Origin of the sequence: Syntrophotalea carbinolica DSM 2380, assembly GCF_000012885.1 — a bacterium.
Lineage (GTDB): Bacteria > Desulfobacterota > Desulfuromonadia > Desulfuromonadales > Syntrophotaleaceae > Syntrophotalea > Syntrophotalea carbinolica.
In genome coordinates this window covers 3,309,421-3,329,953 of sequence record NC_007498.2, presented here as the reverse complement: position 1 = coordinate 3,329,953, position 20,533 = coordinate 3,309,421, and the positions used below count along the sequence as shown (strand labels likewise).

The window sequence follows — 20,533 nt, the reverse complement described above, 5'->3', positions numbered from 1 at the left end:
GAGTCGGAGTCAGGTATAACCCTCACACAAGAGAAGGAGAATTGCATTATGGGAGCAATGGCAGAACAGGTTTATGGATTTTTCATGCCCACGACCTCGCTGCTCGGTAACGGTGCCGTCAAGGAGATCGGCAACCAGGCCAAGGTGCTCGGCGGTACCAAGGCCCTGATCGTGACCGACATCGGTCTGGTCAAGCTCGGCATGGTCGATACGCTCAAGGGGTATCTCGAGCAAGCCGGCCTGCAGGTTGCGGTTTTTGATGGCGTCGAGCCCAATCCTACCGACGTTAACGTACGGGACTGCCTGAAGGTCTGGCAGGATAACAGCTGCGATCTGCTGGTCACTTTCGGCGGCGGTAGTTCTCACGACTGCGGCAAGGGTATGGCCATCATGGCAACCAGCGGCGGCGACATTCGCGACTGGGCCGGCATCGATACCCTGCAGGCCAACCTGCCGCCTTACATTTCCATCAACACCACCGCCGGAACCGCCAGCGAAATGACCCGCTTCGCTGTCGTTACCAACACCGACACCCACGTCAAGATGGTGTTCTGCGATGCCCGTCTGACCGCCGACGTGGCGATCAACGATCCGGCTCTGATGGTCGGCCTGCCTCCGGCGCTGACCGCCGCCACCGGTATGGATGCTTTGACGCATGCCATCGAGGCTTATGTCACCACCCTGCTTTCCAATCCCATCACCGATGCGGTGGCTTTGCAGGCCATTTCCCTGATCGGAAAATGGCTGCGCAAGGCCGTGGCCAACGGTGCCGATATGGAAGCTCGCGACGCCATGGCCTATGCCGAATACCTGGCCGGCATGGCCTTTAACAGCGCCGGCCTCGGCATCGTCCACTCCATGGCTCATCAGCCGGGCAGCCTGCTGGGCAAGCCGCACGGTGTGTGCAACGCCATTTGCCTGCCAGTGGTATGTGAATTCAACCTTATGGCCAACGCCGAGAAATACGCCAAGGTGGCCGAAGGCCTGGGCGAGGACATCAGCGGCTTGAGTGTTATGGAGGCCGCCGAAAAAGCCGTGGCCGCCATCCGCCGCCTGTCCAAGGACGTGGGTATTCCCTCGGGTCTCGCCGAAATCGGCGTGACGGAAAAGGATATCCCCATCATGGCCGAAAACGCTCTGAATGATATGTGTACCCTGTTCAACCCTCGTAACGTGAAGGTCGAGGACATCATCGAGCTGTATAAAAAAGCTCTGTAAAGCCGCGCTAAAGCCTGTCGGCCATGTCATCGTCATGGCCGACAGGTTTCCTGACATCATTTTTTCGAGGAGGAAATTATGAGAGCACTGGCAGAACAGACGTTTGCATTCAATATTCCTACCGTCAGCCTGTTGGGGGTTGGGGCAGCCAAACAGGCTGGTGAGCAGGCTAAGAAACTCGGAGGCCAAAAGGCCTTGTTGGTCACGGACAAAGGGCTCGTCAAGCTGGGGATGGCGGGCGATATTCAGGCCAACATCGAACAAGCCGGCTTGCAGGTGGTTCTGTTTGATGGGGCGGAACCCAATCCAACCGACAAGAATGTCGAGGCCGGTCTGAAGGTCTATCGGGAAAACGGTTGCGACCTGATCGTTTCTCTCGGCGGCGGCAGTTCGCACGACTGCGCCAAGGCTATCGGGGTGGTCGCTGCCAACGGTGGATCGATCCGCGATTATGAGGGGCTTGGCAAGATCACCAAGGCGACCCCGCCCAAAATTGCCATCAACACCACCGCCGGCACGGCCAGCGAAATGACCTTCTTTTGCGTTATCACCAATACCGATACCCACGTCAAAATGCCCATTGCCGGCTCGCAGGTCACACCGTCGGTGGCGATCAACGATCCGGTACTGATGCTCGGTTTGCCTCCGGCACTGACAGCTGCCACCGGTATGGATGCTCTGACGCACGCCGTGGAAGCCTATGTTTCGGTGATTGCCACCCCGGCGACGGATGCCTGTGGTTTGCAGGCCATCGAACTGATCGCCAAATGGTTGCGCAAAGCCGTGGCCAATGGCCAGGATCTCGAGGCGCGTGAGCGCATGGCGTTTGCCGAGTATCTGGCCGGGATGGCTTTCAACAATGCCAGTGTCGGACATGTACATGCCATGGCGCATCAACTGGGCGGTTTTTACAACCTGCCCCATGGCGTCTGCAATGCCGTGTTGTTGCCGGTCGTTGAACAGTTCAATCTCATCGCCTGTCCCGAGCGATTCAGAGATATCGCCATCGCCATGGGAGAGGATGTCGAAGGTCTGTCCGTCATGGACGCGGCCGAAAAAGCCATTGCGGCGATCCGCAGGTTGTCCGCTGATGTCGGCATCCCCGACGGCCTCGCTGAGTTGGGCGTCAAGGAAGATGACATCCCGGTTCTGGCTGAAAATGCTTCCAAAGACATCTGCACGTTAACCAACCCGCGCATCACCACTATCAACGATATTATCAGCCTGTATAAAACTGCCATGTAGGTCGCTGTCGAACGGGGTGCCGGAAGGCGCCCCGAGGTATTTTGTTTGTCATTTGAGGCATATTTTGATGGGGAGGCAGGAAGATGAAAAAACTTTTGCTCGTCAGCGTTCTTTTGAGCGCTTTTCTCTTACCCGGCAGGGCCGGGGCGACGGATCCCAGGGATTACATCCCGTTGCCGGCTGGCTCGTTTCTGTTCTGCACCTATCTGCAGCACACCACCGGTCATCGTCTCAAGGCCGATGACAACGTCGTTTCCAGCGATTTCAACCTCAGCCAGAACATCGTCATATTCCGTCCCGTGTACTACACCAATCTTGGCCCTTTCGTCGTCGATCCGCAGGCGCTGATCATTGCCGGCGAAGCCGAACTCGACGGCGATTTGATCAACGATACTTCCAGTTCGGGGATCGCCGATCCGGTACTGCTCATGACCACTTGGTTCGTCAACAACCCGGACAAACAGTTGTGGTTCGGTTGGACCCCTTACTTCACCGTTCCCATCGGGGAATACAGCAAAAAACGCCCGCTCAATCTGGGCACCAACCGCTGGGCGCTTAAAAACGAGCTGGGGCTGGTCAAGGGGTTCGGTCCGCTGTATATCGACCTGGTCGGGCATGTCACCGTCTTCGGCGATAACGACGACTATTGGAACGGTTCGGAGACGGTAACCAAAGAGCAGGATCCCCTTTACGGTACCGAAGTGCACGTAAGCTACGATGTCACCAAGCGATGGTGGCTCGGTCTGAGTTATTTTTACAGCAACGGCGGCGAAACGGAAATCGACGGTGTCGATCAGAGGGACGATCAGGACAATCATGCCCTGATGTTCACCTCGGGTTTCAATATCGGCGACAATTATCAGTTGCTGCTGCAGTACCGAGATGACTTTTCGGTCAAAAGCGGGGTCGAAACCAAGTCGATCCAGGCCCGGTTCGCTTTCTTCTTCTAGGGTTCGGTGTGCCGGAAGAGGTGGAAAACTGCCCGCCTCCGGGAACCCGGCATCCGGTTTGTTTTAATCTTACCTCTTGCCATACAATTTTAATTCTGCGAGATTTCCCCTCCTGGGCAGAGGGGATTTTTTTTGCCATCTTGCCAAAAGCCCGGTCTTTTGGCAGACTCCGCGGGGAGCCATTTTTTGTGCGGAGTCTTTTTATGGAAAAATCGGGCAAACCGAATGTCACGATCGGAGAAAAAGTGCGGTTTGTTCATGCCGGTCAGGAACAGACCGGCATTGTTGCGCGGGTTGATCGTCGCCAGCTGTATATTCTCGGCGATGATCGCCGCAGTTACCAGGTCCGTCCGGACAAACTTCTGTCCCCGTCCACAACGCCTTCCGCTGTACCGCCGCCGACCGTCGAATTGCCGCGAGCCGGCGCTAGCAATCTGCAATTCAATGTCAATGACCGGGTCAGTTTTTGTTATCGGGAGCAGACCGTTACAGGCCGCATCGCACGTCTCAATCCCAAACGCGCGCTGGTGGTTTGCGATAACAATGACGAATATCGGGTTCCCTATGAAATTCTGGTTTACGAACCGGGCGAGGTTGCGGATGGCGACAGGTCGCCGGACGATGCCTTGCTGCTGGCGGGGATTGAAGAACAGGCTGCTATGCTGCTCAAACGCTACGGTTTGAAGAACTGGCGCTTCGCCTTTGACGATGCCACACGTCGTGCCGGCAGTTGCCGGTACAGCCGCAAGACCATTACCCTGTCCCGTCATCTGGCCCGGAATGCATCCGAAGATGAAATCCTCGATACTTTGCTGCACGAAATCGCCCACGCCCTGGTCGGTCCCCGCCATAATCACGATGCCGTGTGGCGTGCCAAGGCCGTCGAGATCGGCAGCAGCGGCGAGCGCTGCCACGAATTGCGCTTCGCACCGCCGCGCTACATCGTCAGCTGCCGCAACGGTTGCTGGAGCGCTACCGCCGAACGCCGGCGCCGCAACGTGGTGTGCAGTAAGTGCAAAGGGGAAATCGTCTACCAGACTTTCACCCAGGAACGCTGGGAACAACAGAACATGGCCAAGTAACCGGATTGACTTCCACTTTTGGTCCCTCCTTTGCAACCATACCGATGGAAATAATCCCCCGCGGGATTGGTTCATACCCCAAAACATTGAAATGCATCTCACGCTTGCTCCTTTCAGTTGCTTAAGGCGCTAGATCGCCAAGAGAATCGGTATGGTTCTCCTTTTGCGGTTTTGCGGCTTTAGTGAGCAGGGCCAATGAGCGTGAGAATGGGTTTTTTTGTAAGGTGCGGATTTAGTTGCATACAGCATTCATGGATAAGGATATCTCTATGGCTGGACATAAAACCCACTTCGCCGCCGGTGTCGCTACCGCCGCACTGCTGGCCGGCACTACCTCCATCGTCGGAGGGATCCCTCATGCCCAACAACCCTTGCTGCTGGCCTGCGGTATGGCCGCCGGGCTGGCTCCCGACCTCGACAGCGATACCAGCAAACCTTTGGCGATTCTGAAAAGCATCGTCGGTGTGTTGGTGGTCGGCGCGGTGGTGGCCGATTCTGTGCGGCGAGGATTGCCGATGCCCGAAATCGCCGCGCGTAGCGGCTTGGCCATGGGCCTGATAGCCCTGATGTTCGTTATCTTTACCCGTCTTACCGTGCATCGCGGCATCATGCACAGTGTGCCCTTTGTCGCTTTGTGGGCTCTGCTCACCATGCAGATCACGTATTCTTTGGGTCGCAACCTGACTCTGGCTGCCGGTCTGGTGGCCCTGATGGCCGGGTTGAGCCATCTGCTGCTTGACGAACTGTGGGCCATCGATTTTCAAAGCGGTCTGATACCGCGCCTCAAATCGACCTTCGGCACCGCTTTTAAATTCTGGTCTTCCTCCTTTGTTGCCACCACCGCCTGTTATGCCGGACTTGCTGCGCTGCTGTGGATGCATTTTTATCGGTCCTGATCCGCAAAAAAACAGCGGTGTCGGATCGCTGGAGGTGCGCCCGATTATATTCAGATCAAAGATTTAAACGATGAGTCATAGCGGCCTGGGCTTATGAATTTTCGCCTTCAGATATCCAGCCTCATGTGCAATACCTGAGGTGGTATGTTAGCATTAATAATCGGGTTGCCGTGACACTCGGCAGAGATGCAAGGTGTCCGCTGACAACCAGCAGGGCAGCAATCCCGAGAGAAATTCCACTCATCGAACCCCCGGTTTCCAGAGCCGGAATAACAAGGAGGATGGTATGCAAAAACGTATTTCTCGCGCTGAATGGAAAGGCACCTTGAACAAGGGCAGCGGAACCATGTCTCTTGCCAGCGGGGCCTATGAGGGGGCGTATTCGTTTGCTTCGCGGTTTGAGAGCGCTCCGGGAACGAATCCCGAAGAGCTCATAGGAGCAGCCATTGCAGGCTGTTACTCGATGTTCCTATCGGCGCTTCTCTCCAACGACGGTTTTGAGCCGACGCGGATCACCACGTCCGCTGCCGTTGTCCTGGACGAGGGTCCTGCCATTACCTCGATTACCCTCGAAACCGAAGGCGTGGTACCGAACCTTACGGAACAGGTTTTTATGGAAAAGGCCGAGGAAGCGAAAAAAAACTGTCCGGTTTCCAAGGCTTTGGCCGGGACCGAAATTAAGCTGGTCGCTAAATTTGCCAAGTAAATTTTTTTGTAGGTCATGAGAAAAGCCCACCAGGTTTGCTTGGTGGGCTTTTCATATTTATAAGGGACAGGGTGGCTTTATCCTTGGACAGTGAGTCCTTCTGGGGATTTTTTCGGATACTTGCGTTGTTGATGAAACAGTTTGGCCTGACGGGCATTGTCCGCCAGCAGCGCATCTACTTTTTGCAACAGAGGCGCATTGTCAAACTCAGGTTGTTCGGCCAGGGCTTTTTTGAAGTCCGGCAAGCGATACAAAAAATGGCCGATATCTGCCGGATCGATGTGCTGCAAATTGATGCCGCAGTTGAGCTTTTCCAGAAACACTGCATTGATAGCCTGTTCGAATTGCCCGGCCATGGGTAGCGCCAGATAAGGCTTTTTCAGATGCAGGGACTCGGTGATGAGAGTAAACCCGGCGGTGGCCATGACCGCTTTGCAGGTTGCCAGATCCTGGAGAAAACCGTCGTTGCTGGGGGCCTTGAAGGTGAGGTTGCCATGCGTCCCCTTATCCCCCTGGCCGTAAATCACGAACTGCTCCCGGGGAAACTGTTTCAGCATCTCCACAAATTGCTCAAAACCGCTGGTAAGATAGACCAGCACATGATTCCGGTCTGTGGGCTCTAAGCTCTGCACCTGTTTACGCAGTAGCGGCGGGAACAGAAATGTGCGCTGGTTTTTCAATGCACCATAATAAAAAGTGGTGACCAGGGAGACATCGGGCTTGGGGATCATTGCCCGGATAATGCCGACCGCCAGATACCGATCGTTTTTCAAATGGGGCGGATATTCATAGTCCATGTAGCGAAGGCGATGCTGATTGTCGATCGTGATCAGGGGCAGATCGTAATGGTGGGCGAGATAGGCGCACATCGGTTCAAAGTCTGTAATGACAACATCCGGCGCAAAGCCTTTGAAGACTTCCTTTCGCAGCGCATTCAATTTCTTATGCCCATCGGGCATCAGCTGGAGGTTAGCCAACAGGGTTTTCAGCGGGGAAACCCGGTTGTTGGAGCTGGCAATGTGAAGCCCCACGCTTTCGAAAACATCGAAATCAGGCCCCAGATGACGAATTCCACGATCATAGGTGACCACCTTAACCGTATGCCCCGCTCGTACCAGGTGCTCCAGTACGACACGCGCTCGCGATGAGTGTCCCGACCCCTCGCCGGATACGCCATAGACAATTTTTGCCATAGTTGGGTGTCTCCTAGTTTTTGGTGTTTTGTACCAGAACATGCCATTTGGGACGCCGCCATGACGCGCGAAAGGCCGCAATATCCGATGTCGTAGCCACCGCGTCTTTTTCATCCCCATCCAGAAAAACAACCAGATCCATTTGCTGTCTGGCGGTACCGAAGCTCCGGTCAAATTGTCGGACAAATGCATTGGCCGGGGTGATCATCTGTCCCATGACATTTTCCAGGGGCAGATCAAGGCCTTGTTTGCTTTCTCCCGGCAGGTACGATTTGACCACTAACTCGGTGCAAACCAGGCTCTTGTCGCTGGCGAAATCAAAGGCATAGTCATACGGTCGGGCATGATACCGCATGGCACGTACCACTGCCGCGGCCCGGTCCGCCTTTGATAATCGAGGCCTTAATACCGCCAGGGAATCGCAGGTGGCGGAGTAGTTCAACGAGGTAAGAGATACACCCGCAGAGATAGCCTCAATCACTTGTGGCAGATGCCCGTCCTGATAGGGTTGCTGCATACCGGCAAAGGCGGCAGGGTAACGTTGCCGGATAAGGGCGTCCAGGCTCTGTACCCCCATTTGCCCAAGCCAGTCTTTGACCTGAGGATCTTGAGAAAGCGCCAGGCGTTGCTCGGGCGTGCCGATATACAGGGCTGCATGCGTCCAGAATCCGGGGATGCCGACGTTGGTCAAATACCACTCGCGCCTTTCCAATAAAATATCCCCCGGCTCCAGGTTTTGAGACAGGTTTTCGATCTGTTCCGGCCGGATGAGATACTGGTGAGGACGCCAGACTTTGGTGTGTCCCATCCATTCCGCCACTTCTTTTTGTACCGGTAACCAGCTTGCGTGTCCGAAATCCTTCACTATTGCCAGGCCGTTTTCCAAGGTCATCAAAGGGCCTGGTCCCTTGCCGGCGTCAAGGATGACTCGACTGTCTTGTGCGGCCCATTGCTGCAGGCAGGTATCCTCAGGCGCGTCAAAGGCGCGGGCCACCGTTTCCAGGGCTGCATAGCGTCCGGCTTTGACCATATTCAGGTATTGGTATTTGAACTGCGCATACCCTCCCAGCGGTAAACCCATGCCTTCGTCACCTTCATTCAGAATCGTGTCGACGACAGGGTTTTGTTCCAGCAATGGGAGGATTTGCAGGGCTATGCGATATTGGGTAAGGAAGACGCCTCGGAGTAGATGAAACGCACGGTTTCGCGCGTTTTTGTTTTCGAATCGGTGAAAATCCACGTACTTTTCAGCCAACGCATCCAACGCCAGATAGTTTTCCAGAAGGGGATACCATAGCGATAGGATTTGCCCTCTCATCTCCGGTTTTAGCAGGGTGGCGTCGGTTTCGGGTCGCGGGCTGAAAAGGTCGGAGCGGCAGCGTATCTCCTTGGCCAGATGAAACAGGTTGCCGCGCAAACGAGTGAGTGCCGCTCGATCCTGGTTATAAGAGCAGCGAGTGATTTTCGCGGATACCGGTCTGTCGACTTCGGCATCAGTCCGGTTGCAAATGCACTTTTGCGCCCCTTCCTTTGCCACAGACCGGTCGATTCCCGCTTCCTTCCTGAGCGATTCTACGTCCAGCTTTTGAATCCAGTCGGGAAGATTGTCGAAAATCGAGTGAAAATTGAAGCCACCTTCGGTCATTTCCCGAAGCGCTTGCTCTTTGGTCCAGCCCTGGACGACAATCCGGTACACGGCACACATGGTCCCGGTACGGTCTGCGCCATGCAGGCAATGCACAAGAAGCGGGCTGCGCTCCGGGTCCGTGACTATCCGTAGAAAGCGGATGATGTCCTCTCTCTCAGGATGCCAGGCTTTCATGTAGAGATGCTCGTAACCCAGTCCGGTATTGCCGATAGCTTTTCGGTCCGAATGAAAAGATCGGAGATTCAGCACCGTCTTGATCCCCATTTGTTCCAGGTTTTTCATGCCTGTCGCTGTAGGTTGGGCACTCCGATACAGGTTTTCGTCCAGTTTGTGCAGATTGGGCACACCGTCAAGCTTTATGGGTTGAGCCCAGCAAGCAGGGCGATTGTCAGCAGAGTCGGCTGCTGACGCCGAATGGATCAGGATAAAGCATCCAGCCACAACCAAGATAAGATTCATCACCTGCTTTTTTGACAATAAGGACATGAAAATCGCCTTTGGACAGAGAGTACAGAAAAGCTCATTGGACAAAAAAGACCACGAGTCTTTCCTCGCCTTTAATTTGCGGGTTTCGCGCAATTGAGATACACAACGGAACCGGTCATGAACGAATGTGAGCAGAAACCCTATTTTGTGACAGCGGTGCTAATGTGCCTGATACAACCAGGTATCGATGTCGAGTTGTTCCCTATGGAGGCTTTGGCGACATCTTGAATGCTTAATTAAGCGAATTCTTATGTAGCCCGCCGGAAAGACTTTTGTCAAGCAAGCCGCTGCCATGGCGGCGCAATATTCAGAAATACCTTCTGGATACCTCGCTGAAAGCTTGTTCGTTGTCTTTCCATGCAATCTAAGAGAGTTACATATCCTTGAGGATATTTTTCCTGGCATTGCCTCTCTTGCACTAGCTATTGCAGTAGCCTGAAGGGGCAGGAGGATGTCGAGCTTTCAATAAAGTCCTGTTGGTTCTCAGGAATCAATGACCTTCGGTGTTGCAGGGAATTGACCATGAAAAAAGCCCCTTGCTGACGTTGTATGCAGCAAGGGGCCAGATTTAAACACCGACTCCAAGTCGTCTTGGGTGGTGATGCTTCGATGTTTATTACTTGTCGCCTTCGGTGGAGCTTTTCTGAGTATGACAAGGGTGTCCCTTATCGTCTCCATGACATTTCTTGATTTGCTCGGGGGTGCATTTCCCGGGTTCGCTCTTCAGTTCTTCAGGTTTCTGGCAGCATTGACCTTTTTCACACATGTGAAGCCTCCTTTGTAAGGTTACCGTGGGGGTGTGTTTTAAGAGAAAAAGGAGAGGCTCGTTGCTACTCCTTTGTCTCGAACAGATTCATGGTCATTTCGCTCCACCAGGCCAGCGTATGGGGGTTGACGCGGTAGTGAACGAAGTAGCCTTTTTTGTCTGCAACAACGATGTCCGCGTCCCGAAGTACGCGCAGATGTTGTGAGACTGCCGCAGGGGTAATATCCAGGCTGCGAGCCAAGGCATTGACGCAAAGCGACTGATGCTTTAGAAGCTCAATCATCCTGACGCGTGTTTCAGCCGAAAGGACCTTGAAAATTCTGGCTTGTTTTTCCGATTCGCTCATAAGTTATCTGATTAAGTAGTTATGCATATACTTTACGCCTGGCCATATCTTAAGATCAAATGAAAAATGCGGTGATGGGTGATTTGCCGGGGATGGGTGTCAGGGCCCGCGTAATTTTTGATGGTGGAAGATGGCTTAAAATAAGAGCGGTTTCAGGTACTCATTTTCCGGCGATATCCTTCCAGGTGATGCCGAACTTGGCCAGGTATTTTCTCAATCGATCCGCGTCGTTGGTCGTTTTTTTCTCTCTGCGCGATGCCTGGTAAAGAATCCTGCCTGCTTCCGAAAGGCTGCGGGAGCTTCGGCAGATTTCAAGCACTCTGGTCAGTTGCGCCTGGTCGAAGAGGTCGAGGTCGGCAAGTGCCTCCTCTCCGAGAATCCCGGCAAGAAAATCATTTTTCACATTCCCATTATTCTGCGGCCAGCCGCGGCGCAGGCGGGCGATCTCTTCATCCACCTCCTCGACGGTGATCCGGCCTCCAGGGGCCAGGGTGGCCATGCGGGTCACCGCCGCGCCAAGATCTCGGAAGTTGGCCGACCAGGCGGCGACTGACGACATGGCGAAGGTGAGGAAATGCCGGCGCGCTTCCCGGTTGAAAGTGACGCGCGTACCGGTGCGTTCAGCGAAGCGATCCAGTTCGTAATCGAGGTTCGGTTCGATGTCCTCCGGTCGCTCGCGCAATCCGGGCAGGTGAAAGGTCCAGAGGTTGATGCGGGCTAGGAGGTCTTCGCGAAATGTGCCCTGCGCCACGGCAGCGTTCAGATCGCGGTTGGTGCCACACAGTAGCTGAAAATCGCTGGCGCTTTCCATATCGCTTCCCACCGGTAGAAAAGTCTTCTCCTCGATGGCTCGCAGTAGCATTGCCTGTTCATCCGCTCCCAGTTCCCCCACTTCATCGAGAAACAGTATCCCCCCGTCCGCGGCGCGCAATAGCCCCGGCCGGTCCTGGATGGCGCCGGTAAAGGCGCCGCGTTTGTGCCCGAACAGGGCAGACATGGAGGCGTCTCCCCGCAGGGTGGCGCAGTTGACCTCCACGAATGTGCCTTTGAGGCGGTGGCGGGCTTTTTTCAGTTCGTAGATGCGTCGGGCCAGACGCGACTTTCCCGCACCGGTGGGGCCGGTGAGCAGGATCGGCTCGACGGAATTCGCCGCCACCTGTTCGATCTGTTCGATGAGGCGGTTGAACTGGTGGTTGCGGGTGGCGATGCCCGACTTAAGAAAGCAGATGTCGTCGTTCTTCTCCTGGTTGAAGCGGGTGGCGATGCGGTCGTAGCGCGACAGGTCGAGGTCGATGATGGTGTAGTCGCCCGAGGTCTTGGTCTCGGGCTGCCGCGAGGGGCTGGTCTGTACCAGTCGCGCCGGCAGGTGGCGGGATTCTGTGAGCAGAAACAGGCAGATCTGCGCCACGTGGGTGCCGGTGGTGATGTGGACGAGATACTCTTCCTGTTCCGGGTCGAAGGGGAAGGCTACGGCAAAATCGTGCAGGGCGCTGAAGACCTCTTCGAAGTTCCACGGGTTGTCGAATTCCATCAGGCGGGGGATGACCTCGGTTTCCGGCGAGACCTGGCGGATATCCTCTACCACCTTTTTCAGAAGACGGCTGTAGCGCCGTTGGTAGAGCAGCACGAAGCGCCGGATGAGCAGATCATCCTGCTGGCAGAGCGCCACCGTCGGGCGCCAGCGTTCCCATCTTTTGTGGCTTGTTCCCTGGTCGAGTACCGGGCCGAGCAGGCCGAGAGCTACCTTTTGCATCGTAGAAAATCCTATAAAAAAGTATAAAAACAGATATTAAAATTCGCCTCATTTTCTGTCAAGAATATAAAAACAAACGTGGCGATAGAAAAATATTGATGTATTTCAGTTAATTATAAATTAATGGAAAGTCTGGCACGGCCTTTGTAATTAAAAAATCCTGTCCGCCGCAAACGGGCCAACGGCGCATACCGCTGCCACTGCCGAACGGCCCTGCCGTGAAGAAGGTTTTGGCGATATGTGTTCCGTCATGGGTTCCAATCCGCTAGAGGCGGCCTCTGGGTAGCTCAATGGGTAGAGCAGCGTGCACAGAACACGCCTGTCGCAGGTTCGAGTCCTGCTCCAGAACGGGTTTACACCCGTTTCAGACCAACGGCCGGAGGGGGGCGGAGGTACTTTTCAGCCCGAACGTCGGTCGATTCTCGGCGCGGGTGAGTCAACAAAGATCATCCGGTCGCAGGGATCGAGCGGCGGGGACAGCATGCAGTTCGCCTTGCAGCGGGCGATGCGCTTTCATGAACCGAAGCCGGTTATGCCGGAGGTTGCCACGCGATGCAAGATTTCGCGTCAGCCCCGGCCGACCGGTGGGCGTGCCGAAAGCCCACGCCGGCTCCGTGGTCTGCATGCGGCGGGGTATCTCCAACCCCCAATGGCTCCTGTTGCCAGATTTATTGAAAGGGACGGCTGGAAAGCAGGCCGTCGAGGAGGTGTAAAATGGTATGTGTTAAAAATGTCAAAATTCATTCCCATGAAAAGGGATTGCTGTTTAAGGACAAGGAGTTTCTCGGTATCCTCAATCCGGGTAGGCACTGGTTTGTCGATCCGCTGGGAAAAATCCGGGTGGATGTGGTTTCGCAACGCGACCCCTGGCTGCGGCATTCGGAGTTGGATCTGGTCGTCAAAGCCGGCCTGTCAGAAGATGAGGCAACGGTATTGGACCTGAACGACCATGAACGGGCCCTGGTATGGATCGACGGGCGCTTCGCGGCGGTGCTGGGTCCGGGGCAGTACGCTTTGTGGAGGCGGTTTCGCAAGGTGCGCACCGAATTGATCGATGCCCGCACCATGCGGTTCGAACACCGGGAGCTTAATCGCATCGTCCAGTCCTCCGGGGCCGCGGAACTGCTGGAAAGCTACGTGGTGGAGGAGGGCTTTGCCGGAGTCCTGTTCCGGGACGGCGAATATGTGCAAACCTGCCGGCCCGGGCGCTACCTGTTCTGGAAGGATGCGGGCAAGATCCGGCTGGTGCCGGTCGATTTGCGTGAAACCCTGCTCGATATCTCCGGGCAGGAAATCCTCACCGCCGACAAGGTGACCCTGCGCCTCAATGCTGCGGTTACCTACCGGGTTGCCGATCCGCGTAAGGCGGTGTGCGGGGTGGAGGACCATGTTCAGGCTCTCTACCGCGAGGCCCAACTGGCGCTGCGCGCCCTGATCGGCGGATGCACGTTGGATGCCCTGCTCGGTGATCGGGAGGGGCTCTCCGGCAAGCTGGAGGATCGCCTGCGCAAGAGGGCGGCCGGCTTCGGCCTCGAGGTCGTGACCCTCGGTATTCGCGACCTGATCCTGCCGGGAGACATGAAAGACCTGCTCAATAAGGTGATCGAGGCGCAGAAAGCCGCCGAGGCCAACCTGATCGTGCGCAGGGAGGAGACCGCCGCCATGCGCAGTCAGGCCAACACGGCTCGTTTGCTGGAAAATAACCCGGTGCTGATGCGTCTGCGCGAACTGGAGGTGCTGGAGAAGATCGCCGGCAGTTCCGAGTTGAAACTGGTCCTCGGAGAGAAGGGACTGACCGACAGGTTGGTCACCATGCTTTAAGGAGAACAACATGCTTATCATAGACGGATCGCAAGGCGAGGGGGGAGGGCAGATCCTGCGCTCTTCCCTTGCCCTGTCGCTGGTTTCCGGACAGCCGTTCCGGATCGTACATATCCGCTCCGGCCGCAAAAAGCCGGGCCTGATGCGTCAGCATCTGACAGCGGTTGAAGCCGCGGTCGCGGTAGGCCGTGCCCGCGTCGAGGGGGCCCATATCGGGTCACAGCAGCTTACCTTCCATCCCCAGGGGATCGCGGGGGGAGAGTATCATTTCTCCGTCGGCACGGCCGGCAGCTGCACCCTGGTTCTGCAGACGGTGCTGCCCGCGCTGCTGACAGCCTCGGTCCCCTCGCAGCTGGTCCTGGAGGGTGGTACGCACAACCCTTTCGCTCCGCCTTTCGATTTTCTGACACGGTCATTTCTGCCGCTCATCGGCCGCATGGGGCCCCAGGTCTCGGCCCGGTTGCTCCGGTCCGGATTTTATCCGGCCGGCGGGGGTAAATTTACCGTATCGATTGCTCCGGTGCCGAAGCTTTTACCCTTCGATCTCATGCAGCGAGGCGCCATTTTGCAGCACTCGGCCCGGGCCACGGTAGCCCGGCTGCCGCGGAGTATTGCCGAACGGGAGTTACAGGTGGTGCGCGCCGGACTGGGCTGGGACGCACAATGCTGTGCGATCGAGGAGGACACCTCCTCCCACGGGCCGGGCAATGTCCTGTGTATCGAGATAGCCGGCGAACAGGTTACCGAAGTCTTTACCGGTTTCGGTGAATTGGGTGTAAGTGCCGAGAAGGTGGCGAAACGAGCGGTGCGGGAGGCGCAGGAATACCTCGCCGCCGGCGTGCCGGTCGGGTGCCATCTGGCGGACCAGTTACTGCTTCCCATGGCTCTGGCCGGAGGTGGGCGCTTCCGGACCCTGGCTCCCACCCGGCATGCGACCACCAACGCCGAAGTCATTCGTAAATTTCTGCCCGTCGAGGTGACCATGCGAGAGCTGGCCGCCAACGACTGGGAAATCATAGTGGAGAACAAAGCACCATGAAAGCACGTGAATTGCAAAACCTGGGATTCCCCCGGGGAGAAATCATCCAACAGGCCCTGACCACCGTGGCAGGTGCCGCCCAGGCGGGAGTGGGGAAAATGGAGATCCGTCAGACCATGCGAACAATGGCGGAAGATCCGGAAACCCACCTGAACGATCCGCATTTCGGTGACTTTGCCGCTCTGTGGCTGGTGGCTTCATCCAACGGTACCTGTTTCAAGGAGCGGGAAGAACCCGCGCCCTGGCGCCAGTGGGGTGCGGGGCTGCAGCAGGGTGCCATCGAACAGATGCGGAATGCCTGCCGGTTGCCGATCGCGGTGGCAGGCGCCCTGTTGCCCGACGCCCATCAGGGTTACGGTCTGCCCATCGGCGGGGTACTTGCCACGCGCGGGGCGGTTGTCCCCTATGCGGTGGGGATGGATATCGCCTGCCGTATGAAGCTGACCGTGCTCGATATGCCGGTCGAGGATCTGACCCGGCGGCAACAGTGCCTGATGCGCGCCATCGAAGAAGAAACCCGCTTCGGTGTGGGGGCGACCTTCCGCCGGCGCCGTGAGCATGGGGTGATGGACGACGGCTGGGGCGTCACCAGGGTGACCTCCTCCCTGAAGGACAAGGCGTGGGGACAACTGGGTACCAGCGGCAGCGGCAACCATTTCGTCGAATTCGGCGAACTGGTGCTGGAACGGGACGAACTGGGCCTTGCCGCCGGGACCTACCTGGCGCTGCTCAGCCATAGCGGCAGCCGCGGCAGCGGCAACGCCGTCGCCACCCATTACAGCGGCGTGGCGCAACAACTTCATCCGGAACTGCCGAAGGAATTGCGGCACCTGGCCTGGTTGGATCTAGAAAGCGGGGATGGGCAGGAGTACTGGCAGGCGATGGAACTCATGGGGCGATACGCCGCTGCCAACCACGAGCTGATCCACCGCTGCATCGCCGAAAACCTGGGAGCACAAGTGCTGCTCGACGTGGAAAATCACCATAATTTCGCCTGGAAGGAAATGCACGGCGAACAGGAGGTGATCGTCCACCGGAAAGGGGCAACCCCCGCCGCAAACGGGATGCTCGGAATCATTCCTGGTTCCATGGCTACTCCCGGCTATCTGGTGCGGGGCAAGGGCTCAACCGCCTCGCTGCAGTCCGCATCCCACGGGGCGGGACGCAAAATGAGCCGTAAAGCGGCTCGCGAGCAATGCACCTGGGCCGAAGCTCGTGCGTTTCTCGCCGAGCGCGGGGTGACCCTGATGTCGGCTGGTCTGGACGAAGTCCCCATGGCCTACAAGGACATCGACACCGTCATGGAGGCCCAGGCCGATCTGGTCGATATCCTGGCACAATTCAATCCTCGTCTGGTCAAGATGGCCGGAGGAGAAGACCCACGGATAAAGACTCGCAGGTTCCGGTAACACCTCGGCGGGAAGAACCACATGGTTCTTCCCGCTTTTTTGGTATGCTCGATTCCCAATTTAGATGCGGATGGTAGAAAAAATAAGAAACCTCTGGGATATCTATACCGGCAGGGTGTGGTGATCCTATGAAACCGGACACCAACTTAGGTGGTATAGTGGGCACCTAACGAGAGGTGTTCAATGAACCAAAGAAACAGACGATCATTTACGAAAGAGTTCAAGCACGAAGCAGCTAGCCTGGTTGTTGACCAAGGCTATTCAATAGCTGAAGCCTGCCGTGCAATGGGAGTGGGCCCAACTGCCATGCGCCGCTGGGTCCTGCAACTTCAAGGTGAACAGGGCGGATTGACGCCAAAAGCGCAGGCGCTGACACCGGAACAGAGACGCATTCAGGAATTAGAAAAACAGGTGCAACGGCTTGAAAGAGAGAAATCGATTCTAAAAAAGGCTACCGCTCTCTTAATATCGGACGAGATATAGCATTCACGCTGATCGACCAATTAAGGGGGCGTGAAGACGTGAACCGGCTGTGCTCAGTGCTTGAGGTCTCCCGATCTAGCTATTACGATTACTGCAAACGTAAGAACCGGATTGATGCCGAACGCATACGGTTGCGAATCAAGGCGACAGAGATTTTCAATAAGAGCCGACAATCGGCAGGTAGTCGTACCATCGTGATTAAGATGCGTCAAGAGGGTGAGGTTATTGGGCGCTTTAAGGCTCGCCGCCTGATGAAAGAGGCGAACTTGGCGAGTCGGCAGCCAAAACCTTCCGCCTACAAAACAGCAAAGGTTGAGCGACCAGACATCCCGAATCATCTGGATCGAAAATTCGAGGTCACACACCCCAATCAACGGTGGTGTGGTGACATCACATATATTTGGTCTCAGGGCCGATGGGTGTACCTGGCAGTTGTGTTGGATCTTTACGCACGCCGAATAGTAGGATGGAGTCTGTCCGATCGTCCCGATGCTGAATTGGTTATTTCGGCACTTGATATGGCTTATCAGTTGCGTGGGAATCCACGTGGCGTGATGTTCCATTCAGACCAAGGCAGTCAATATGCCAGCAAGTTGTTTCGCCAAAGACTCTGGCGTTACCGGATGAAACAAAGCATGAGTCGTCGCGGTAATTGCTGGGACAATGCGCCGATGGAACGTGTGTTCCGTAGTTATAAAAGTGAATGGATGCCACCAGGGGGTTACAGAACCTTTGCTGAGGCAAAGAAAGATATTGGCCATTATTTGATGGATTATTACAACTGCTACCGACCGCATCAGAACAATGGTGGTATCGCACTGTGTGCGGCTGAAGAAAAACCTAATCCGCTGTCCGGAAATAATTGACCACTACATCTTCTGGCGGGAAATCAGGGGGTAGGCTGTTGGCCTAACTTTTTGGCCATATGTGCCCGGCGTTTGCCAGCTATGCGGTCCAAACGCTGTTCAGCTTGGGAAAAATGTCCGTTTTCAAGCAGAAAGTAGGGATCTTCGGGTATGGGTTGATCTAGGTCTTTGTCATAGAATATTACTTTAAGCGCCTTCACATATACCTCGAAACGGTTGTCCCAAAGACTTTTGCCATACTTAATCTGGTCTGCAATACCTTCAAACAAAGGGTCTGGATCATAGATATCGTAAGGACTCTGATACCAGAGGGTATCCAGCTCAAAGAAGTCGAAAGGATATCCATCACTATCCATTACAAGCGGCCCATTGAATTTGGCGATGATTTTGTGTGGTGAATGAGACACATAGGAGATGCACCCCTTGTGATAGATGACGCCGATGGTTTGTCGGGGAAAACGCCACTGAAGATAAAGCTGCAGCCTTTTTTGGGTTTGGTAATCTAATTTTTCATCATCCTCTCTTGGAATATCCAGTCGGCCGCTGTCAGCTTCGATAAGCGTCAAATAGTGCTCGAAGTCACAAGGGACAATTTCATCGGCAACATCTTTCAGACCTTCGTAGGTGTGAATGGTTTGACGGACAGGCAGGAGAAACCAATGCCTGGGTCTGCCGATGACCAGACAATTGTTGGTGTGCATCAGGTAATTGGCTTTGCCAAGATCCATTTCATAGGGGATATCTTTAAACAGAATTGGCCTATTCTGCCGCAGAGATACATCGACCAAGTATTGAGCTTCGGTCGGTATTGCCTCCGGCAGAGGCGCCAGAGGGGCGCCTTGGTTCATCCATTTGGCAAAAATTTCATTCAGGTCCGCGTCCCAAGAGTCTGCCTTATTCAAATAACGACCCAATGCCCCCACGGTCCCCAGGCCGAGTATTGTCACAAATCCAAGAGTCATTGCAATAATGGCTATTCTGTGCTTCCAGGACTTTTTGAAAACGAGGAGCAGCGATATAAGAACGCAAAAGCTTGACAAAAGAAAACACAGGCTTATAAGAGGATCATTCAGACTGCCTGCCGCTGCTTGTGACCCACTGTGTTTCCGAATTTCATTGAAAATAACCGCCTCTGCAAAATGCAACCAAAAGATCAATAAGCAAAAATTCATAAAATAATAGGATGCTATGCGTTTGATCATTTTGTTTTTCATATTTTCGTTGATCCTTGACAATTAGTGGTGGCATATCTTCCACTCGCAATCTCAACTTTTTCTGTTACCGGTGGGTTTACCGGAGGCCGACGATAGGCAGGGGATGGGTACGAAGGGTGCGCTCCTTGGGTCCTCTCCATGCTGCCGGGTCGGGTGGGCCAGGTCCTTTTTCTTGCGGGAATCATAGGCGGTGGGTGCGTACCAGTTATCTGCTGTTGGGGTGTTCATTGATATTTTCCTTATTTAAACAACCGCGCCCCCGGCAACAACCGGTCCATACATTCCTTGGGGATATGGTTGGCGGCTGGGAGTTTGTGCCACGCAAAATTCCTGGTCACAGCCGTGCCTTCGGCCTGTTCTTTTTTGACCTGCTCCAATGACATGTTGCGCCAAAAATTGGGCGGACGGTTGTGTTCTTTGTCATGGGCGGCGGTGGTAGGATCCAGGTGCCGGTATGGCTCAAAATCAGGCGTGTCCGGCAGAGGCAGGCTGATATCCATAAATTGCTGGTAATACTCCCACTCCGCATGGAGCCATTGCTTATCGACCCAGTCTGAAGGGCTGCCGAATCCTAAAGGACTGAAGCGGTGGCCTAAATACAAGGTGTGTTTATAGCCCACGGTGGATTGGGGGCAGTAGTAATAGGCATCCAGTTCAACAAAGGGGATCGTCACCATGCCGATGCGACGGTTAAAGACAACGTTGTTTCTGTCAATGTCGTTATTGTCGGGGGCAAATTGGCGGGCGAGAGTAAAAATGAGAAAAAGGGCAAAGGGGACAACAAAGAAAGACAGATAAAGGTACGTTTTCTCAGTGACTTGGAGTGGGAATGAGATGCGTCCACTCACTAACAGAGAAAACAGGATGAGAGACGCAAAAGTACCCGCTACCCATTGCAACATGCCAAATACATTGTCTTTTTTCGCATAAGAGAACGTCACCATGCCGGTGCGGCGGTTAAAGACAATGTCGTTTTTGTCGGGGGCTAATGTGCGGGCGAGGGTAAAGATGAGGAAAAGGGTGGAGGGAATTATAAAATATAAGTAGGAAAGGTAATTGCCTGGAGATGGGGGAATAACTATTAAAGTGAGTATGCCAACACCTGTCGAAAATCCCGCCAACCATTGCAACGAGGCAAATAGGTTTTTAGGGTTTTTCATCGAACCCATCTCGGTATATTCATGATTTGGCACAGGGTCGACAATACCCTCCTTGAGAGCCTCGACCTCTTTGATGTTGATGTCGGTGCGGTAATCACCGCAAAACACCCCGATAGACAGAGGGTGGGCGCGTAATGCTCGCGCCGACCCTCCTTTCCACGCGGCCGGGTCGGGGGGAGCAAGGTCTTTCTTCTGGCTGGCGGTATAAGCGGTGGGTGCGTACCAGTTGTTTGCTGTCGGGGTGCTCATGGA

At 55.1% G+C, this 20,533-nt stretch carries 17 protein-coding genes and 1 tRNA gene; 11 read left to right on the top strand and 7 right to left on the bottom strand.

All coding sequences use genetic code 11. The annotated features are described in order from the left end of the window. The first annotated feature begins 48 nt into the window (after positions 1 to 48). From PCAR_RS15435 to PCAR_RS15410, 6 genes are all read left to right on the top strand, one after another. Positions 49 to 1,218: an iron-containing alcohol dehydrogenase gene (locus PCAR_RS15435; RefSeq protein WP_011342630.1), complete on the top strand. Its 1,170-nt coding sequence runs from the start codon at positions 49 to 51 to the stop codon at positions 1,216 to 1,218. A 78-nt stretch (positions 1,219 to 1,296) separates the two neighbouring features. Beyond that, entirely contained in the window at positions 1,297 to 2,463 is a 1,167-nt protein-coding gene (locus tag PCAR_RS15430) for an iron-containing alcohol dehydrogenase (protein WP_011342629.1), read from the top strand. 83 nt (positions 2,464 to 2,546) lie between these two features. Then, entirely contained in the window at positions 2,547 to 3,413 is an 867-nt protein-coding gene (locus PCAR_RS18130; protein WP_011342628.1) for a transporter, read from the top strand. A gap of 203 nt (positions 3,414 to 3,616) precedes the next feature. Then, entirely contained in the window at positions 3,617 to 4,495 is an 879-nt protein-coding gene (locus tag PCAR_RS18125) for a SprT-like domain-containing protein (RefSeq protein ID WP_011342627.1), read from the top strand. A gap of 269 nt (positions 4,496 to 4,764) precedes the next feature. Beyond that, entirely contained in the window at positions 4,765 to 5,391 is a 627-nt protein-coding gene (locus PCAR_RS18120) for a metal-dependent hydrolase (RefSeq protein ID WP_011342626.1), read from the top strand. A gap of 286 nt (positions 5,392 to 5,677) precedes the next feature. Beyond that, entirely contained in the window at positions 5,678 to 6,097 is a 420-nt protein-coding gene (locus PCAR_RS15410; RefSeq protein WP_011342625.1) for an OsmC family protein, read from the top strand. A gap of 77 nt (positions 6,098 to 6,174) precedes the next feature. Here the strand turns inward: PCAR_RS15410 and PCAR_RS15405 are convergent, their stop codons facing one another. The 5 genes from PCAR_RS15405 to rtcR all read right to left on the bottom strand — a co-directional run bounded on the left by PCAR_RS15405 (position 6,175) and on the right by rtcR (position 12,289). Beyond that, positions 6,175 to 7,290, bottom strand: a complete 1,116-nt coding sequence (locus PCAR_RS15405; RefSeq protein WP_011342624.1) for an MJ1255/VC2487 family glycosyltransferase — start codon at positions 7,288 to 7,290, stop codon at positions 6,175 to 6,177. A 13-nt stretch (positions 7,291 to 7,303) separates the two neighbouring features. After that, the gene (locus tag PCAR_RS18115) at positions 7,304 to 9,424 is read right to left on the bottom strand and encodes a fused DSP-PTPase phosphatase/NAD kinase-like protein (RefSeq protein WP_011342623.1); all 2,121 of its coding nucleotides are present in this window, start codon (positions 9,422 to 9,424) and stop codon (positions 7,304 to 7,306) included. Between the two features lie 616 nt (positions 9,425 to 10,040). Then, positions 10,041 to 10,190, bottom strand: a complete 150-nt coding sequence (locus tag PCAR_RS18930) for a hypothetical protein (protein WP_011342621.1) — start codon at positions 10,188 to 10,190, stop codon at positions 10,041 to 10,043. A gap of 64 nt (positions 10,191 to 10,254) precedes the next feature. Continuing rightward, a complete protein-coding gene (locus PCAR_RS15390) occupies positions 10,255 to 10,536 on the bottom strand; it encodes an ArsR/SmtB family transcription factor (protein ID WP_011342620.1) in 282 nt (93 codons plus the stop codon). Positions 10,537 to 10,696: 160 nt separating this feature from the next. Next, on the bottom strand, positions 10,697 to 12,289 hold the full coding sequence (gene rtcR / locus PCAR_RS15385; protein ID WP_011342619.1) for an RNA repair transcriptional activator RtcR: 1,593 nt from the start codon (positions 12,287 to 12,289) through the stop codon (positions 10,697 to 10,699). 276 nt (positions 12,290 to 12,565) lie between these two features. Here rtcR and PCAR_RS15380 point away from each other — a divergent pair. The 5 genes from PCAR_RS15380 (at position 12,566) to PCAR_RS15350 (ending at position 17,907) form a co-directional block, all read left to right on the top strand. Further along, positions 12,566 to 12,638, top strand: a tRNA-Leu gene (locus PCAR_RS15380). 365 nt (positions 12,639 to 13,003) lie between these two features. Continuing rightward, positions 13,004 to 14,110, top strand: a complete 1,107-nt coding sequence (locus tag PCAR_RS15370) for a slipin family protein (protein WP_011342618.1) — start codon at positions 13,004 to 13,006, stop codon at positions 14,108 to 14,110. A 10-nt stretch (positions 14,111 to 14,120) separates the two neighbouring features. After that, positions 14,121 to 15,149: an RNA 3'-terminal phosphate cyclase gene (gene rtcA, locus PCAR_RS15365; protein ID WP_011342617.1), complete on the top strand. Its 1,029-nt coding sequence runs from the start codon at positions 14,121 to 14,123 to the stop codon at positions 15,147 to 15,149. Further along, entirely contained in the window at positions 15,146 to 16,558 is a 1,413-nt protein-coding gene (locus PCAR_RS15360; protein WP_011342616.1) for an RtcB family protein, read from the top strand. The genes rtcA and PCAR_RS15360 overlap by 4 nt, the downstream gene beginning before the upstream one ends. Before the next feature lie 183 nt (positions 16,559 to 16,741). Beyond that, positions 16,742 to 17,907 (top strand): IS3 family transposase gene (locus tag PCAR_RS15350; protein ID WP_148204364.1). Its coding sequence is split into 2 segments (ribosomal slippage): positions 16,742 to 17,000 and positions 17,000 to 17,907, totalling 1,167 coding nucleotides; the frame shifts between segments, so codons are not numbered across the junction. A gap of 23 nt (positions 17,908 to 17,930) precedes the next feature. Here the strand turns inward: PCAR_RS15350 and PCAR_RS15345 are convergent. Both PCAR_RS15345 and PCAR_RS18110 read right to left on the bottom strand, forming a co-directional pair. Further along, positions 17,931 to 19,121 carry a hypothetical protein gene (locus PCAR_RS15345; protein ID WP_011342613.1) on the bottom strand — a complete coding sequence of 397 codons (1,191 nt, stop codon included), beginning with the start codon at positions 19,119 to 19,121 and terminating at the stop codon, positions 17,931 to 17,933. 239 nt (positions 19,122 to 19,360) lie between these two features. Further along, positions 19,361 to 20,530, bottom strand: a complete 1,170-nt coding sequence (locus tag PCAR_RS18110) for a hypothetical protein (protein ID WP_011342612.1) — start codon at positions 20,528 to 20,530, stop codon at positions 19,361 to 19,363. Positions 20,531 to 20,533 lie beyond the last annotated feature (3 nt).

Bases quoted from the DNA above. Each gene is read 5' to 3' on its own strand.
- PCAR_RS15435 (WP_011342630.1), top strand. From the start codon at position 49: ATGGGAGCAATGGCAGAACAGGTTTATGGATTTTTCATGCCCACGACC.
- PCAR_RS15430 (WP_011342629.1), top strand. From the start codon at position 1,297: ATGAGAGCACTGGCAGAACAGACGTTTGCATTCAATATTCCTACCGTC.
- PCAR_RS18130 (WP_011342628.1), top strand. From the start codon at position 2,547: ATGAAAAAACTTTTGCTCGTCAGCGTTCTTTTGAGCGCTTTTCTCTTA.
- PCAR_RS18125 (WP_011342627.1), top strand. From the start codon at position 3,617: ATGGAAAAATCGGGCAAACCGAATGTCACGATCGGAGAAAAAGTGCGG.
- PCAR_RS18120 (WP_011342626.1), top strand. From the start codon at position 4,765: ATGGCTGGACATAAAACCCACTTCGCCGCCGGTGTCGCTACCGCCGCA.
- PCAR_RS15410 (WP_011342625.1), top strand. From the start codon at position 5,678: ATGCAAAAACGTATTTCTCGCGCTGAATGGAAAGGCACCTTGAACAAG.
- PCAR_RS15405 (WP_011342624.1), bottom strand. From the start codon at position 7,290: ATGGCAAAAATTGTCTATGGCGTATCCGGCGAGGGGTCGGGACACTCA.
- PCAR_RS18115 (WP_011342623.1), bottom strand. From the start codon at position 9,424: ATGTCCTTATTGTCAAAAAAGCAGGTGATGAATCTTATCTTGGTTGTG.
- PCAR_RS18930 (WP_011342621.1), bottom strand. From the start codon at position 10,190: ATGTGTGAAAAAGGTCAATGCTGCCAGAAACCTGAAGAACTGAAGAGC.
- PCAR_RS15390 (WP_011342620.1), bottom strand. From the start codon at position 10,536: ATGAGCGAATCGGAAAAACAAGCCAGAATTTTCAAGGTCCTTTCGGCT.
- rtcR (WP_011342619.1), bottom strand. From the start codon at position 12,289: ATGCAAAAGGTAGCTCTCGGCCTGCTCGGCCCGGTACTCGACCAGGGA.
- PCAR_RS15370 (WP_011342618.1), top strand. From the start codon at position 13,004: ATGGTATGTGTTAAAAATGTCAAAATTCATTCCCATGAAAAGGGATTG.
- rtcA (WP_011342617.1), top strand. From the start codon at position 14,121: ATGCTTATCATAGACGGATCGCAAGGCGAGGGGGGAGGGCAGATCCTG.
- PCAR_RS15360 (WP_011342616.1), top strand. From the start codon at position 15,146: ATGAAAGCACGTGAATTGCAAAACCTGGGATTCCCCCGGGGAGAAATC.
- PCAR_RS15345 (WP_011342613.1), bottom strand. From the start codon at position 19,121: ATGAAAAACAAAATGATCAAACGCATAGCATCCTATTATTTTATGAAT.
- PCAR_RS18110 (WP_011342612.1), bottom strand. From the start codon at position 20,530: ATGAGCACCCCGACAGCAAACAACTGGTACGCACCCACCGCTTATACC.